Below are 15529 nucleotides of genomic sequence, written 5' to 3'. Positions count from 1 at the left end.
CGAGTAGACGAGACGTATATTAAGGTCAAAGGAAAGTGGATGTATTTATATCGTGCAGTTGATTCAGAAGGAAACACAATTGATTTCTACCTAAGCAAAACAAGAAATCACAAGGCTGCAAAGCATTTCTTCAAGAAAGCTTTGCAGTCTTTTCATGTTTCACAGCCTCGTGTGATAACCATCGATAGGAATCCCGCCTATCCTGTAGCAATTGAAGAGTTGAAGAATGAAAAAAAGATGCCTGTAGGCATCCAAATAAGGCGAGTGAAATATCTCAATAACATCGTGGAACAAGATCATCGATTTATTCAAAAGCGAGTGCGTTCGATGTTAGGATTCAAATCATTTCGTACAGCCACTTACATACTGAGTGGCATAGAAGCGATGCATATGATGAAAAAGAAGCAACTTCATCAAGGGGTAAAGTCTGCCCAAAATCAAAAAGATTTCATTGATAAATTGTTTGGTATCGCATCATAATCTGTAATTTAGTAGGAAATTCAGGTCCTACTTTTTTAAAAATATATTTTTGCACCAGAACCGAAGAAACTATTCTGATCAATCTTTGTTCAAAATAGTTTCTTTTTTTGCTGCTAAATAAAGCTTTCTGCAATCCTTTTAGTTAAACTTTATTCAAAAGCTACACTAATCTGTTTCTTCCAACTTGGTAATGTATGCTTTGACTGCTTGAAGAAGGAATTCTTCTTGTCCTAAACCGGCTGCTGAGGCCATTTCAATAATTTTTTGTTTGAATTCATGATCTGCATGGAAAGTTAATGGCTCTACATTACTTTTAAAGTAGATTCCTTCAATATGCGGTAATATAGAACCCGTTTTCATATGAGAATGTAAGTACTTGATCTCCTCTTGAAATTGTAGTGGCTCCACTTTTAATACAAAAGGTTTTATTTCTATATGAATTTTGTCTTGTATCACAGTTAAACGCATATTGGTTACACCAATTTCTTTATAAAACAAGTTTATTAAATTATAAGTAATCGAATTAAATAGCTGAGGTTTTTTTAAAGTAAAAGATAGATAACCACGTTTCGTAATCACCGTATGTTTACCGAAATGTTCAGCTGTGTAGCCAAGTTCTTTGTAGTCAGATAGTGGAAATATTTCTTCATCCTGTGTTATGACTTTTCCATCTGTTCCATTGATTTCTATCACACGAGCTAATTTAGATGTATCTTTATGTGTAAGTAATTGGAATAAATAAATTTCAGTATCCTGGATCTTAGAGATAAATGTTTTTCGTTCTTTCGTAGTTGTTTTTTCATAATCGAGATGAAAAATCTCTAAATCTTCTTCAGCAATGACATATACTTGTTTTCCACGCTTTTTCACCATGGTTGCTGGTAATTTTCCAGATTTAATATAAGTAAAGATGGTAGATGGTGCCACATTTAAAAGTTCAGCAGCTTCTTTTGTACTTAAACCTTTTATCTCTTCTCTATTCATTAATCGTTCAATATCTTCTAAGTAAAATATTTTGCTGCCAAACTGTTTCCAGTTATCTTTATATACACATTCGATTAAACCTTCTTTTTCTTTCTTTAGGATAGTCTGTACGGTAACTCCCATTAAATCCGCTGCTTCTTTTGTAGTTACCGTGGGCTTTGTAATAAACAATAAATCTTGTGACATGAAAATAATGCCCCCTTACTCAATTTTACTAATTGATTAACTATATTTATATTATATCAGAGAGCATCATACATATGAAATCAATTCTTAATATGTTAAATACATCATTTTCACTATGGATTTAAAGTTAAGGTTATATGTGATTTATAAATTGAAAATCTTTGAATGTAAAATAAGATATAAAATACGTTTAATGTTTAATTAATTTTTGATTATATATATATATATTATTTGTAATAATTTATAAAAAATTATATGTATAATTAAATAGAGAAGAATGGAGAGTTCTTACAGAATAAGCATACTTTTTATTTTGTATAATCAATGTAAGTGAATTAAGATTCATTGTATAATTGAATATGAAATAAATTATTGTGAATCTATACAGATAAAGGGGTCGAGATTGTATGGATAATATGAGTAGTAAAGAATTAATAGCAATTAGAAATGATAAAAAACAATTTATAAATACATATATAGATAACATACAAGCTGTTGTTCCATTTATGAATGATAGTAGTTATATAAAAGATGTGGAACAGAAAATAGAGGTAGCAGAAAAAGAGGGGAAGGATAAATATCATTTCTTAAGTGATCTAGAAGTGATCTATCATTTTGTTCATCTACAAAAAGATATGGATGAAAAGAAAAATAGAAAAGAAGAAACAAAGAAGAGTTATGTAACAGAAATTCTATCATTTTGCCAATGTATGGTGCAGCATGCAGAAGAATTTGAAATAAACGGGGAAGAAGTAAAGCAAAAAGCTTCCTTATTAAAAACATTAAAACCTTGGCACATTCGAAAGTATAATACCTGGTTAAAGCAGGTGAAGAATGGCCGAAATGAATCAACTTATGCGGTTGCGACACTTGCGAAGAAAACCGTACTGATTCGTTCTTTTTTGCAGCATATGCACCAGTACGGTTACATTGAAAAAACACTTCATGGAGAATTGCAGCGTGCAAATGTAAATGAGCAGGATCGACCAAACCGTGATTTATCGTATGATGAAGTCATGAACATACTCAGTTTTTATAAAGATAGAGGACACTTAGTGAATTACACAATTCTGCTTGCGTTAGCAAGTACTGGTGCACGAATTCAGGAATTGTGTACAACAAGGGTAAAAGATTTACACTATGACGGTAAGTATTGGCTAAAAGTTACTGGAAAAGGGGATAAGGTGCGTGAGCTTTTCGTTTCTGAACATTTATATCAATGTATTTGTGAAATGAGAAAAAGAAGAGGCTTTAAAACAGTATTGGACCAGGGAGATGAGAGTCCGTTATTTGTCAATCAAAGAGGGAACTTTTATAACTCCAAAACGTTATCTAACCAAGTAACAGATATGATAAAAAAAACAAATTTAGATTTCTTACAACATCGTGAAAATCCAGTAACAGCACACACATTTCGTCACGCCTTTGCGATTATGGCAGTGGAGCAGGGGAATGCTGATTTATATCACTTAATGCAGACATTGGGCCATGAAAATATTCAAACAACTAAGATTTATTTAGAAAAACATATGAAGCGTAAAAACAATGTAGGAACCACTTTTGCGGATATGTTAGGTTGATAGAACGAATTGAATGTATACGAACAGAAAGATGCGTTAAATTCTATTTTTGTATATTTATGTAAAAATATATCTGCAATGTAGAAAAAACGACTCCTCAGAATCCGATTTAACAGGTTTTAGAGTGACGATTAATACTACAAGTATCAATCCCTATAAAACTTAATTTGAAGAGTGTTGAGGTGGTTATATGGAATTTGTTCAAAAATGCCCCCTGAAACAAAAAACTTGTATCTCATTCAGTAGAATCATAGGAAAGTATAGCGTATCATTCTAAAATGAGTCATATTTTACGTTTTTTGGAGAAGTACTGTGTCTTAATGTAGATACATATGCAGAATGGAAATATTATGTACATTTTCTTTTTGATGTTATATAACTTAACCGAACTTGCGTTTGGCTAAGTTGGAAGGAGGGGAAATATGGGTAAATTAAAAAAGAAAAACATTATAATGAATATATTTTTCTATCCGAGCTTCTTGCTTTTTCCAAAATTGATCTTCTTTTTCTTTTTGTTTTACATATTCCATCGTAATATATCCCCCTGCTATAATACAAATAATGGATAATATAATTACCAATTTCTTTTTCATTTGGAATCCCCTTGCATTTGAATATAGTAAAAATATACCATGAAATGAGTTGAAACATATGAATGAATTCGAAAAAAATTCGATTGCAACAGACGAAGACTTTTATCAACTATCCGACCAAGTTTACAGTGATAAACTCTTACATAAAGGTGCCAAAATAAAAGGCACAAATGGACACGAATGGAAAGTTATAGAATCCATAGATTCGGATTGTCAACAAATAAAAAATGGATTACAAGCAATCGCTGTTGTACCTGCAGAGGATTATGACCCACATAAAGAACATTATGACAATATAATCTATTCATTCCGCGGAACAGAGTTTGGTAAATTTGATGGAGACCTATCTACAGACATATTTCACATTGGGTTTGGAATGAAAAAAAAACTTTGGTGCAATAGGTGGAGAGTTCCAAAATCTACCTACATCATTTGATAGTGCGCTAGAATTTGTAGATAAAGTGAATAAAAAATATGAACCAACTTCTGTTCACACTACCGGACATAGTAAGGGAGCCGCAGAAGCTCAATATGTAGCGGCAGAAAGAAATTGTTATACAACAACATATGCTGCACCAAATATTTATAGATTATTAAGTGATGAAGCAAAAAAACGAGTAGATGAAGGCATGATGGAAAATAAAGCAACCGACTTTACTCATAAAAAAGATGCTGTTGGTAATTTTGAACAATTTGGCGCAAAACAAATTGGTAAATAATACTTAGTGGAAAGCAATGGAACATCTCATGGTCTTCTTGGTCTTTTATTTATGAGAGAGCATCCAATGGATACCTTTAAGGGTATGTTCCATTCCGATGGACGTGCCATTTTAAAAGCAGAATCAGAACCAGATGGAGTTATTCAACAAGCCAAGGAAACAGAAATTCAATTAAAAGTTGAAGATATAAAACAAATTGCACGGGATTTAAAAAATGAAATTGAGGATATCAACCAAAAGATAACAGAAGCAAGTCATAAAATAATAAATGTATTACAACAATCACCAGCTAGTGTAGATAGGAATTTAATTAATACGATTACTTATGCTGTTTATGGTTTCCAAAGAGGTTATATGGAACCCCTTCATTCAGTAGCAGACTTTATAGATCAAAAAGCAGATGAATTTGAACAAGTGGATAATCAAGGGTAACAGAAAGGAGATCATTGAATGAAAAATTATGATGTTATTAACCACTCTGTAGATGTAATGAATGCTACAAATCAATTGGTTAAATGTATAGAAGATTTAGAGAATCATAAAACAAAACTATACTCTATTAAAACACTATTATCTCATAACTGGAAAGGAAATACTTCAATAGAAATTGAAAAAAGGCTGAGTGAAGTAGATGATAAGCTTACATATAGAATTGATGAATTTCAAAGGATACAAGGTGATTTAGAAAAATATAGAAGAGCAATGGAGAATTTTGCAAATCAATTTATAATGATGGGTCCAAAGTATTAATGATAGTTCATATTGAAGCTCATTTCTAATTATATAGTGTTATTTATGTTTGCTTTTTCCTTGTTTTTGGGTGTGAGTGCTGGCTAGTCGTGTGGGGGCTAAACCCCACATAACGTTGATTTATATGAAAAAAGAGCAATATTTTGAGCGAAAGAACTGGCGGCTCGGCAGGTATAATTGTTGATCCAAGTCGGACAACTTAACACCTTGTTTTTGGTTTGTTCGGCTTGGCGACATGCTCATACCTGCCGAAAAAAGTTTTGCAAGGACAAAATTAAAAAGAAAAGACGTTAGCCTTTAGGTGAGGATTAACGAACCGACTTTTTAATTTTGAGGGTGGAGATTTTTGAATGGTTTTTTCAAAAATACGACCCGTTCCTTGCGGAACTTTTAGGCTTATATATAAGAGTGAGATAGAGGAAATAAAAAAACCAGTAATATCAAGGTTTTATTAAGGGTAGGGTGTTGCCAAAAAGACACACCTAAAAAATGGGAAATCATAAAAAAAAAAGATGTCAATAAACAAATCGACATCTAAAATAGATAAATTGGTAATTTATGCTTCCTTCCATTCTCATCAAGAAAGTTCCTAAGGGGGTACAGCCGCATGCCCATCAACTTAAGAACATTAACTACCCCCAAGAGTAAAAAATGCCATCCTTTCTTTATATTCTTACCAAAAGAATAGCGTTTTTTCATTATGTAGATTTGAAATAACGTTGCACCGTTTTACCCTTTTAGATATGATTATCTAAAGGGTTGTTTTTATGTCGAAAAGAAAAAGAACATCTGAGATTGGACAGTGGATTAAACAAGGTCGAGGGACCGGTATTGGAGTAGATTATAAACCTTGGTTAAAGATTCAAGATGTATCTTCAAAGGGTCGTTCAACTCGTTTAAAAGGAATAAAAACAAACAGACAGCATGAATTTCTGTCGGATTTAGAACGTAATTATTTTTATTTAACTGAGTATTCGAATTATATTATTGCTGGCCGCAGAACAGATTTCGAAAAAATAGAGAAACTACATATGCAGTAAGGCGTGAAATGAAAAGAGATAAAGCAATTGAACTATTACACTATGATAATTTATATGATTTCACTTTGGATATTATCGGTAATAATTCTTATTGATGACTTAAAGCAGAGTCAAAGGTTAATTACAGCTCATGAATCGGGAGTAAAAATAAGATTGCAAAAAATTTTAAAATATAACAACGTAGGTTTAAGAGTATTTGAAAAAACAATCGACCGAATAGAACGAATGATGAGAGGGATGGGAAAATGAGTGATACAAGGACCAAATTGATGCTGGATTTGCAAAGAATTGAGAAGGATGAGTATCAGTTACGCGAAGGTGAGCAGCATCAAGATTTCTTACCTTTGTTACTTCAATATATTGGCGATCCTCAGCCAGAATTACGGGATAACCTGATTTATCCGATGTTTTATATGTGGATTAAGGAAGAGAATAGGTTCAGTGAAGAGGAGTTACGAAGCCTCTTCACTGTTCTGACTGATGAGAACCATTTGTTCTATAGTATTGGCAGCGAGGATGATCAGTCAGTTTTTACAAGGACGTTCTCTGCCTTACCTATCGCTTTGATTGTGCAACGCCACAGACAGAATCCATTTTTCAATCAAGCGGAAATTGAGCAATTAATGCATGCAATGCTCCGTTATTATAAAGAGGAGAAGGATCTGCGAGGTTACCTTTCAGTAGGAGGCTGGGCTCACAGCGCGTCTCACGGTGCGGATGTTTTTGTCGAGCTGGTGCAGTGCGAGGAGAGCAGCGTCGCACTACTGCGTGAGGTTCTTGTCGCGATTTCTGGCATGCTTCATAATGGTAGACACATTTTTAGCGATGAGGATGATGAGCGGTTGGTCAACATCGTGGATACGATGATTGACAAAGAGTTACTTCCACATCAAGAAATCGCTGATTGGATTAGCGGTTTAGCGCAATGCTGCAATTTGCCGAGAAGTCGCAGTCAGGTGATTGCTCGCGTGAACAGCAAGAATTTTTTACGCAGTCTCTATTTCAGAAGGGGACAAGATAGCCGAGGGAATGAGCTTAACACTGTCATGCTTGGTACTGAGGCAAAATTGAACAGGTTTTCTATCAGTTAAAGGATTAGAGGGGCTGTCCCAAAAGCCATGGAAAATTGGCTGAGGGATTGCCCCTTTTTATGTCAAGAAAAACAAAAAGTGAGTAACTAAATTTTTACTGTTATTAAGAGATTAATATCGTTAGAGTGTGTTTCAATTTTCGTTTAGTTAAAAATGGCAGTCACAAAATTACTACTGTGACTGCTTTATAAAAGGTTGACCAAAGCCTTAGTTCTTTGTTTGACACCCTCTGGCATGTTCCTCCATTAAAGGGCGCTTTAATGGAGGAAATATCATAGAAATGATCAAACTTTTTTATAAAAGAGTGATTCAATAAAATATATTAAGAGCGTGTTTTGATTAATCTTTTTCAAAACACGCTCTTTCTTTTTGCTTGTTTATCAAGGCTATTAGTATTAATTTGATCAATCTTTATTCTAAAGCTACACATTATTTAAATATGATTTCATCTGAATTTAATGGATATTTCCCCTACAAAAGTAGTAGAATTTTCATTTGAACTTGCTACCTCAGTTGGATTTATCATATTTCAATTTCGATATAATAGTAAATAGGTATATCGGATATAGATGTACATTACTAGGATTATACATATTTCAAATTTAGAATTACAGTAACTACTCAACTGGTAGTTACCAATAAAGAAAGGAATAAGCATAATGATACAGAACATATACGAGACTCATTTACATGTAAGAAATTTAGAAAAGGCGATAGATTTCTATCAAAACAAGCTAGGGTTAGCGTTAGCAAGAAAACTATCCAAAAGAAGAGTGGCTTTCTTTTGGGTAGGAGAAAATAAAAAACAAATGCTTGGATTATGGGAAGTACATAATATTGAAGACTTTGAGCCGAAACATTTTGCTTTTGGTGTAGATTTGGAGTTTTTAATGACTTCTAAATTGTGGTTAGAGGAACGTGGAATAGAAGTGGTAGGAAGTCAAGGAAAAGGAAATCAAGAGCCAATTGTCCAAAGATGGATGCCCGCTGCAAGTGTATACTTTCTGGATTGTGATGGAAATAAATTAGAATTTATTTCTATGTTACATGAGAATCCAGATGAATTAGAATATGCATCCTATTTAAGTGAATGGGATGCGGAACACCAAGAAAAATGAATGAAATTGTATCTATAAAACGAAAAAAACGTTATTCTTTTTGTAAAAATATACAGAAAGGATGACGTTTTTTTTGTGCAAAGATAATGTAAATCGATAATATAGTTGTTTAATTTTATTATGAAAATATAAGAGCCTTGCTACAATCTAGTGTGCGGTAAGGCTCTTTAAAGTTGTTAAATTTCTATACATTTAAAGGTATTTGTACTCAAAAATCATTAATAAAGTTGTTTAATTCTTATTGAACTAATGCACCTGTTTGTTTAAGTGAATACATTCACATTTATAATGTCTCTCAAATATAATATCAGTTTATATATTCACCATTCTTCTCTAACAGGTTCAAGATAAATTGTAATTTGTTAATCGATATGTTTGTGTAACCACTGTTCAAATATCTTTAACTGTTCTTCAGTATGAAAGTAATGTTCACCTATTTCCATGACTTCTAATTCACAACGATGTTTTTTTGTAAAATAGTTAATAGTTTCAAATTCGCACAGTTCATCCTTGGCTCCATACATAATATAGGTATCTGTATTCCATGTATTAATAGGATGTTCTTTTACATAACATAAATAATCCCAATATAACTTTTGACCAATAGGTGTCTCTATAGTCATTTCTTTTTGCAAAAGCTCTGGTGTTACATTAAACCATTTCATCATATTTTCGATAATTCGTTCCATATTAACTACTGGTGATAAAAATAATGCCTTTTCTAACACATCATTTTGATAGGCTAAAAGGCTAAAATAAGCTCCCATACTACATGCAAACACGCTTACTTCTTTCCAATGTTCTTTTGCGTAATTCATAATTATAGATAATTCACTAACACAAAACTGTACTTTGCAAGGAGTATTATCATTTTTTCTTTCTCCATGCTCAGGTAAATCAAAGCTTAATACTTGATAACCTTTTTGATTGGCTTCTTCAGCTAATATTTGAATAACTGCATCTTCCTTATTTGACATATTTCCATGTACTGCAATAAAAATTTTTTCACTCTTATCTCCCCATAAAACCGTGGGAATATTACTAATTTTAAAATTATCTTTAAGCATATTTCCTCCATAGAATAAGACATATAGGACTTGGCAAAAAACCGCACACACTTTATAATCCTCTACTCAGTTTTAAACAAATCAAACTATTCCTAATTTATCACAAATGAATTATAATATCTCTCTACCTCTGTATAACAGAGTCTACTTTGTATTTAAAATCTTTCTTTTTTTCCATTTCTTCAGAAGCTACAAGTTCTTATTTTGATTCCTTATTGAGCTAATCTACTCCGTTAGTGGAAGAAGGATTTTTAAACAATTATATTATTTTTTAAATGACTTTATTGTAAATTAAACAACCTTTCAATTACCAGTTGATCTGGAGGACTTATATTATTAGGAAGTTTTGTTAAATCAAAAAATTGAATATCTGTAGCTTCTGACTCGTCAAATTTTAATGAGCCACAATAATCTCGACAGATAAAAGCTGTTACAACATTATATACTTCATCTCCATGTGGATATTGGTAATAAAAATCCTTGCCTGAAAAGGTGCTTAATAAATCTAATTGATTCGCTTTTAATCCTGTTTCTTCAAACATCTCTCTACTTGCAACATCTTCAAGGCTTTCCCCTAATTCCATAGAGCCACCCGCAAGTCCCCAACATTTATTATCTTTTCTTAATTGCATCAAAAGTTGATTTTCATTATTAAAAATTAATACACAGGCTCCAACCATAATTAGAGGCTCAGCTCCAACTTTTTTTCGTAAATTCATAATATAGCTCATGTTATTTTCCCCTGCCCTCTTTTCATTGCTTAGATATCTAAAAATTCTTTCTTTTATTATACAGAGAAATTAAAGAAGATGGTATGAAAACCCAAATTCATACCATCTCCCAAAAGATTTTATTTGGTTTTAAACTACTTTATTGTCATTTCATATTTTTACACTTGGGGGATAGTTAATATCCTTAAGTTGATGGGCATTGGGGCGACCCCTATATGGGGTACGGAAACGATTCGAAGAATAACCCGCCACATCTGAAATTTTTCCCATTTAAGGAAGGAACCTATCAGGAAATATGATAGGTTCCTATTTTATTATATAAATAATTTAGAATTATAAAATTTTATATAAGGAGTTAATTATGCCAAGCATCCAAGATACGATTTATCCTAGAATAAAAAATAATTTATCAGATCAAGATTTAGAAGAAACATATACACCGTTACAGGGGCACGGCAAGAATTCCTTCTTTTTTGAGCCACTCACTAGATGACAGTTATATATAATTATGTTGTTCGTATTTAATGGAAATGAAATTGCTTGAGGTTTATTAAATACAGAGCTCCCTTCGATATTGAAGGGGCTATTTTTCATATCAAAAATTGATAATCACCTTGACTCTAACGCAACGTGATAGAGTAAGTTAATCTTAGGAGGTGGATTCAACTGGTAACGACGGGGTATGTCAAAAAAGCCACAGGTTTGACCGAAAGAGCAATAAGATATTATTGTGATTTAAATTTGATTACTCCAAAGAAAAATGAAATAGGACACATAAATTTATCAAATGAAGATTTACTAGACTTAATTAAAGTTCTCACTCTAAAAATATTAGGCAGAAGGTTAAAATCTATAGCGTCTTTTCCATTACATGAACTTGATATTAGAGAAATAAGACTGCAGCTTGATGAAATGTATACTTGTATAGAGTACTTACTTTTATCTTTAAACCAATTAGAGAATGTTGAAAATGAAAATGTCATATTAAATACGCTTAAACTGTCTTATGAATTTAATGAAAAATATATAAACAAGAGGTGATTAAAATGAAAATATATATGGAAGATACTTTAAATCAATATGAAACTTTACTTTCATTACCTCTCGAAAAGAGAGAAAATTTCTTTAGATACACGATGATGAAGCCTTTTGAGGGTATGTGGAACACAATCAATGTGCCACTTAAAGCTAAACAAAAAAATGGTTATGATGTTATGATGGCAACTCAAATGTTAGGATATCTGGATATAAAAGAAAGTAATATAGCAAGAAAAGCATTAGATGATTTAAAAGTAATAGAAGCTTCAGATATCGCTCAAAAAGCATTAAAAAGATGCATAGAATTTTCGAAAGCCGCCAACTTAGAAGTAGCTGCAGAAGAATTAAAGTTTGGAATGTATATTGCTGATCCTGAAAAACTAAAAAATCAAAAGGGCTATTGTGGTTTCGGAGGAATACCTGGGTATGTCACTATAACCATTCATCCAAACGATTATAATGTTCCGAGAATACCCGCGCTTATTGCCCATGAATTTCATCATAACCTCCGTTTTTCTTATTTCGATTGGAATCATGGAGACGTGACATTGGGTGAGTATTTAGTCATTGAAGGGCTTGCAGATTCATTTGCTACTGAGTTGTTCGGTGAGGAACATTTAGGTCCTTGGGTTACCTCAATTGATGAAGAAGAACTCGAATATTCGATTCATGTTGTTCGGGATGGTTTTCATTTAAAAGGATTTGATGAAGTTAATAGTTACATGTTTGGGGATGAAATTGCTAAAAAAGAGGGTTATGCACCAGTAGGCTTAGCACCTGGCGCAGGTTATGCCGTAGGTTATCATGCTGTACAATCTTTTATGAAAAAGAATAACGTCACAATTCAAGAAGCTACTTTGTTAAGTACAGAAGAAATCATTACAGGGTGTGGTGTTTTTTAAGAGAATAGAATTTTTAAAGTTTGAAATATTATGACGCAGAATATGTATTCTGCGTCACTTTTTAGTATGATTAATAGAAAAAGAGATAAATACAGGGGGAATAACGTTGAAAAAAAGTGACGCAGAACTCGATAGATTTAAAGACTATCTTTTAGAAAAAGGTAAACGGGAAACGACTATTAAAGATTATATAAGACATATGACTAATTTTGAAAAATGGTTAAGATTCGAAGGAAGTAGTTTAAAGCAACTAACTCGTTATGATGTACAACAATATATTAAACATTTACAAGATAAAGGAAATAAAGCAACAACAATACACCCTAAGTTTAGTTCTATTATCGCCTATTCTCAATATTGTCAGAAATCGCATCTGGTCGAAAATGTTCAGCATCCTGGTATTCGTCACACCAGACATATTTCACCTAAATCATTATCTCGGAATGAAAGAAACCGAATATTTCGGGAGTTAGAACGTTCTGGGAATCTGCGTTCTATTGCGATTGCTTATTTTTTACTTTATACAGGTTTACGTGTTTCTGAATTAGTGGCTTTAAATCATGATGATGTACAGATGGGTGAAAGATTTGGGAGTGTACTGATTCGTGATGGTAAAGGTGGTATAGTGCGAACTGTGCCGCTTCCATCAGAGTCACGCTATCATTTACGCCGTTATTTAGAGAATCGTACAGATAACCATCCAGCATTATTTCTTTCTAATTTTAAACAGCGTATATCCATTCGGACAATCCAACGGATTTTCAAACCTTTAAACGTGCATCCCCATATGTTGAGACATACTTATGGCAGGGAACTTGTTTCTGCTGGTATAGATATTGCTACTGTTGCTGAATTGATGGGACATAGTGATGTAAACATTACCCGAAGATACGCAGCTCCTTCAATAAGAGATTTAGAAGAATCTGTAGAAAAAGTATTTGGATAACAATTCAGCGGTTGTTTTACCATAAATACATTATGTAATAAAGGAGATGCTTTATGCCTAGTTTACAAGAAACAGCTTATCCCAGATTAAAAAATAATCCCACTTTAAAAGAGCTAGATAAATTATTTTCCCCTACCTTGGAAGAAATCACATGGGTAAAAGCAAAAACTCGTAATGATTTCTCACAACTGGGGATGATGATTATGTTAAAAACATTCCAATGCTTAAATTATTTTATTCCAATTCCAGATGTTCCACAAATGATTATAAAACATATAGCAAAAACAATTCATCTTGAACTCCCACATGTAGAAAAATGGGAATCCTACCATCGTTCTGGAACTGGTATTCGTCAAATTGCAATGATTCGTCAATATCGAGAAGCAAAAGCATTTGATGATCAGGCCCGTCAATTGATGTTACACTCCATGCAGAATTCTGTATTAGAAAAAGATGAAAAAAGTGATATTATCAATGTTGCAATTGCTGAATTAGTAAAAAATAGTTATGAGTTGCCAGCTTTTCATACTTTGATAAAAACAGTAAATCATGTTCATGCTACGGCTTATCGAGCTTTATATCAATACGTATCAAACACTTTGAATCCAAAGGAAAAGGGGGAATTAGATGCTTTGTTTCACAGTAAAGACGGTTCTACTTATTCTGATTGGAATATGATTAAACAGGATCCTGCACGTCCAACCTTAAGTCAATTAAAAGAATGGATTTCTCGTAAGAAATGGATTCATGAACGACATGTGAGAACAGACTTTTTTAGGAATCTTCGTATTCCACCAGCGAAAATTACAAGATTAGCAAATGAAGCAATGACATTAGATTCAGCTGGAATGAAAAAAGTAGAACCACATAAACGGTATACACTTGCAATTGCATTATTACACACTCAATTTGCTAAAACCATTGACGATATTGGTGAAATGTATACTAAAAGAATAGCCATATCTGATCACAAAGCCGAAAAATCACTTATTGATTTAAAAGAAAAAAGAGAAAAACAAAATGAAGAATAAATCTGATATTCAACCAGACACAATTCATGCGGATACACAAGGCCAAAATGCTCCTATATTTGGGTTGTCTTATCTTTTAGGAATTCAATTAATGCCTCGTATTCGTAATTGGAAAAATTTAAAGTTTTTACGCCCAAGTAAGAACTCTAGCTATTATCATATTGATGAATTATTTACAACACCAGTTGATTGGAATTTGATCGAAGATCATTATGAAGATATGTTACGTGTGGTAATGTCGATTAAAACAGGGCGCATTCATCCTTCTACTATCCTCAATAAACTCAGTACTTATAGCAAGAAAAATAAATTATATCAAGCTTTTCGAGAATTAGGTTGTGCAATTCGTACTTTATTTTTATTAAATTACTTATCAGATGAAGAGTTACGAAGTACAATTCAGGCTGCTACGAACAAAAGTGAGTCTTTTAATGGATTTACGAAATGGTTATTCTTTGGAGGAGAAGGAATTATTGCAGAAAATAATCGTGAAAAACAACGGAAATTAATTAAATATAATCATCTAGTGGCAAACTGTTTAATTTTTTACAATGTATTTCAACTTACTCATATTCTTCATGAATATATAAAAGAAGGAAACCCATTAGATAAAGACACATTGGCAGATCTTAGTCCATACCTTACATTTCATGTAAATCGATTTGGTAAATATAAATTAGATTCGGATCGACTCCCGCAAAATCTACAATTTGATATTCCAGTTTCCCTGGAAGCGGTTAGCTAAAATTAAAATTCAAGGCAAACTCAACAAAATGATTGGATTTGCCTTGAATTTTTTGCGAGTGGCTCAAAAAAGAACGAATTCTTGCCGCGCCCCATATACGTTAGAATGGTTGCAGAGTCCTGAACTTAGAAGACGTGTACAGATTGGTTTAAATAAAGGTGAAGCAAAACACGCTCTTGCTCGAGCTGTATTTTTCAATCGATTAGGAGAAATTCGTGATCGTTCTTATGAGGACCAATTACATAGAGCGAGCGGTTTGCAACTTTTGATTTCAGCAATTGTATTATGGAATAAGGTATATATATCACGTGCAGTAGATGCTTTACGTACAAAAGGAGTGGATATTCCAGAGAAATATTTACAACATATATCTCCACTTGGTTGGGAACACATCACATTGACAGGTGATTATGTGTGGAACTTAAACCAAAAAACAAATTTCAATAATCTAAGACCATTACGAGAGAAAAACTCTATAAAAAAGCGATAAAATGAATAACCGATTCCTTAAAGTACAGGGAATCGGTT

At 32.7% G+C, this 15529-nt stretch carries 13 protein-coding genes and 5 pseudogenes; 14 read left to right on the top strand and 4 right to left on the bottom strand.

Features of this window, described 5'->3' with window-relative positions:
• A partial coding sequence (locus J4P91_RS25755) for an IS6 family transposase (protein WP_207996335.1) occupies positions 1 to 480 on the top strand: 480 nt, incomplete at its 5' end.
• Positions 481 to 645: 165 nt separating this feature from the next.
• Here the strand turns inward: J4P91_RS25755 and J4P91_RS25750 are convergent.
• Positions 646 to 1650 (bottom strand): helix-turn-helix domain-containing protein, encoded by a 1005-nt coding sequence (locus J4P91_RS25750; RefSeq protein WP_207996334.1) that lies wholly within the window; start codon positions 1648 to 1650, stop codon positions 646 to 648.
• A 407-nt stretch (positions 1651 to 2057) separates the two neighbouring features.
• Here J4P91_RS25750 and J4P91_RS25745 point away from each other — a divergent pair, with 407 nt between their 5' ends.
• The gene (locus J4P91_RS25745) at positions 2058 to 3230 is read left to right on the top strand and encodes a tyrosine-type recombinase/integrase (RefSeq protein ID WP_207996333.1); all 1173 of its coding nucleotides are present in this window, start codon (positions 2058 to 2060) and stop codon (positions 3228 to 3230) included.
• Positions 3231 to 3673: 443 nt separating this feature from the next.
• Here the strand turns inward: J4P91_RS25745 and J4P91_RS25740 are convergent.
• A pseudogene (locus tag J4P91_RS25740) lies at positions 3674 to 3823 on the bottom strand (DUF1433 domain-containing protein); the annotation flags it as partial.
• Between the two features lie 58 nt (positions 3824 to 3881).
• Between J4P91_RS25740 and J4P91_RS25735 the strand changes: the two are divergent.
• The 5 genes and pseudogenes from J4P91_RS25735 (at position 3882) to J4P91_RS25715 (ending at position 8541) form a co-directional block, all read left to right on the top strand.
• A pseudogene (locus J4P91_RS25735) lies at positions 3882 to 4974 on the top strand (alpha/beta hydrolase family protein).
• Between the two features lie 18 nt (positions 4975 to 4992).
• Entirely contained in the window at positions 4993 to 5292 is a 300-nt protein-coding gene (locus J4P91_RS25730) for a hypothetical protein (RefSeq protein ID WP_207996332.1), read from the top strand.
• Between the two features lie 767 nt (positions 5293 to 6059).
• A pseudogene (locus J4P91_RS25725) lies at positions 6060 to 6281 on the top strand (TnsA endonuclease N-terminal domain-containing protein); the annotation flags it as partial.
• Positions 6282 to 6577: 296 nt separating this feature from the next.
• Complete coding sequence (locus J4P91_RS25720) at positions 6578 to 7423, top strand: DUF2785 domain-containing protein (protein WP_207996330.1); 846 nt, start codon at positions 6578 to 6580, stop codon at positions 7421 to 7423.
• A 659-nt stretch (positions 7424 to 8082) separates the two neighbouring features.
• On the top strand, positions 8083 to 8541 hold the full coding sequence (locus J4P91_RS25715) for a VOC family protein (RefSeq protein WP_016133332.1): 459 nt from the start codon (positions 8083 to 8085) through the stop codon (positions 8539 to 8541).
• Positions 8542 to 8903: 362 nt separating this feature from the next.
• Here the strand turns inward: J4P91_RS25715 and J4P91_RS25710 are convergent, their stop codons facing one another.
• Positions 8904 to 9608 carry an alpha/beta hydrolase gene (locus tag J4P91_RS25710; protein ID WP_207996329.1) on the bottom strand — a complete coding sequence of 235 codons (705 nt, stop codon included), beginning with the start codon at positions 9606 to 9608 and terminating at the stop codon, positions 8904 to 8906.
• Positions 9609 to 9889: 281 nt separating this feature from the next.
• Positions 9890 to 10339: an NUDIX hydrolase gene (locus tag J4P91_RS25705; protein WP_207996328.1), complete on the bottom strand. Its 450-nt coding sequence runs from the start codon at positions 10337 to 10339 to the stop codon at positions 9890 to 9892.
• A gap of 361 nt (positions 10340 to 10700) precedes the next feature.
• Here J4P91_RS25705 and J4P91_RS29505 point away from each other — a divergent pair, with 361 nt between their 5' ends.
• The 7 genes and pseudogenes from J4P91_RS29505 to J4P91_RS25680 all read left to right on the top strand — a co-directional run.
• A complete protein-coding gene (locus J4P91_RS29505) occupies positions 10701 to 10832 on the top strand; it encodes a hypothetical protein (RefSeq protein WP_260632316.1) in 132 nt (43 codons plus the stop codon).
• A 167-nt stretch (positions 10833 to 10999) separates the two neighbouring features.
• Entirely contained in the window at positions 11000 to 11380 is a 381-nt protein-coding gene (locus J4P91_RS25700) for a MerR family transcriptional regulator (protein WP_307802555.1), read from the top strand.
• A 5-nt stretch (positions 11381 to 11385) separates the two neighbouring features.
• Positions 11386 to 12279: a DUF2268 domain-containing putative Zn-dependent protease gene (locus J4P91_RS25695; RefSeq protein ID WP_207996327.1), complete on the top strand. Its 894-nt coding sequence runs from the start codon at positions 11386 to 11388 to the stop codon at positions 12277 to 12279.
• A gap of 106 nt (positions 12280 to 12385) precedes the next feature.
• Positions 12386 to 13225: a tyrosine-type recombinase/integrase gene (locus tag J4P91_RS25690; RefSeq protein WP_207996326.1), complete on the top strand. Its 840-nt coding sequence runs from the start codon at positions 12386 to 12388 to the stop codon at positions 13223 to 13225.
• Between the two features lie 53 nt (positions 13226 to 13278).
• Complete coding sequence (locus J4P91_RS29175; RefSeq protein WP_241818767.1) at positions 13279 to 14256, top strand: DUF4158 domain-containing protein; 978 nt, start codon at positions 13279 to 13281, stop codon at positions 14254 to 14256.
• Positions 14246 to 15001 (top strand): annotated as a pseudogene (locus J4P91_RS29170) (Tn3 family transposase); the annotation flags it as partial. The gene J4P91_RS29175 and the pseudogene J4P91_RS29170, both read left to right, overlap by 11 nt.
• Before the next feature lie 85 nt (positions 15002 to 15086).
• Positions 15087 to 15491: pseudogene (locus tag J4P91_RS25680) on the top strand (Tn3 family transposase); the annotation flags it as partial.
• Positions 15492 to 15529: the final 38 nt, after the last annotated feature.

Source organism: Bacillus sp. XF8, assembly GCF_017498755.1.
In the GTDB taxonomy this organism is placed as follows: Bacteria; Bacillota; Bacilli; order Bacillales; family Bacillaceae_G; genus Bacillus_A; species Bacillus_A bingmayongensis.
This window is presented reverse-complemented; position numbering and strand designations above follow the sequence as displayed.

Excerpts from the sequence above, each read along its gene's own strand:
- J4P91_RS25705 (WP_207996328.1), bottom strand. The coding sequence starts at position 10,339 with ATGAGCTATATTATGAATTTACGAAAAAAAGTTGGAGCTGAGCCTCTA.
- J4P91_RS25715 (WP_016133332.1), top strand. The coding sequence starts at position 8,083 with ATGATACAGAACATATACGAGACTCATTTACATGTAAGAAATTTAGAA.
- J4P91_RS25710 (WP_207996329.1), bottom strand. The coding sequence starts at position 9,608 with ATGCTTAAAGATAATTTTAAAATTAGTAATATTCCCACGGTTTTATGG.
- J4P91_RS25695 (WP_207996327.1), top strand. The coding sequence starts at position 11,386 with ATGAAAATATATATGGAAGATACTTTAAATCAATATGAAACTTTACTT.
- J4P91_RS25720 (WP_207996330.1), top strand. The coding sequence starts at position 6,578 with ATGAGTGATACAAGGACCAAATTGATGCTGGATTTGCAAAGAATTGAG.
- J4P91_RS25745 (WP_207996333.1), top strand. The coding sequence starts at position 2,058 with ATGGATAATATGAGTAGTAAAGAATTAATAGCAATTAGAAATGATAAA.
- J4P91_RS29505 (WP_260632316.1), top strand. The coding sequence starts at position 10,701 with ATGCCAAGCATCCAAGATACGATTTATCCTAGAATAAAAAATAATTTA.
- J4P91_RS25730 (WP_207996332.1), top strand. The coding sequence starts at position 4,993 with ATGAAAAATTATGATGTTATTAACCACTCTGTAGATGTAATGAATGCT.
- J4P91_RS25750 (WP_207996334.1), bottom strand. The coding sequence starts at position 1,650 with ATGTCACAAGATTTATTGTTTATTACAAAGCCCACGGTAACTACAAAA.
- J4P91_RS29175 (WP_241818767.1), top strand. The coding sequence starts at position 13,279 with ATGCCTAGTTTACAAGAAACAGCTTATCCCAGATTAAAAAATAATCCC.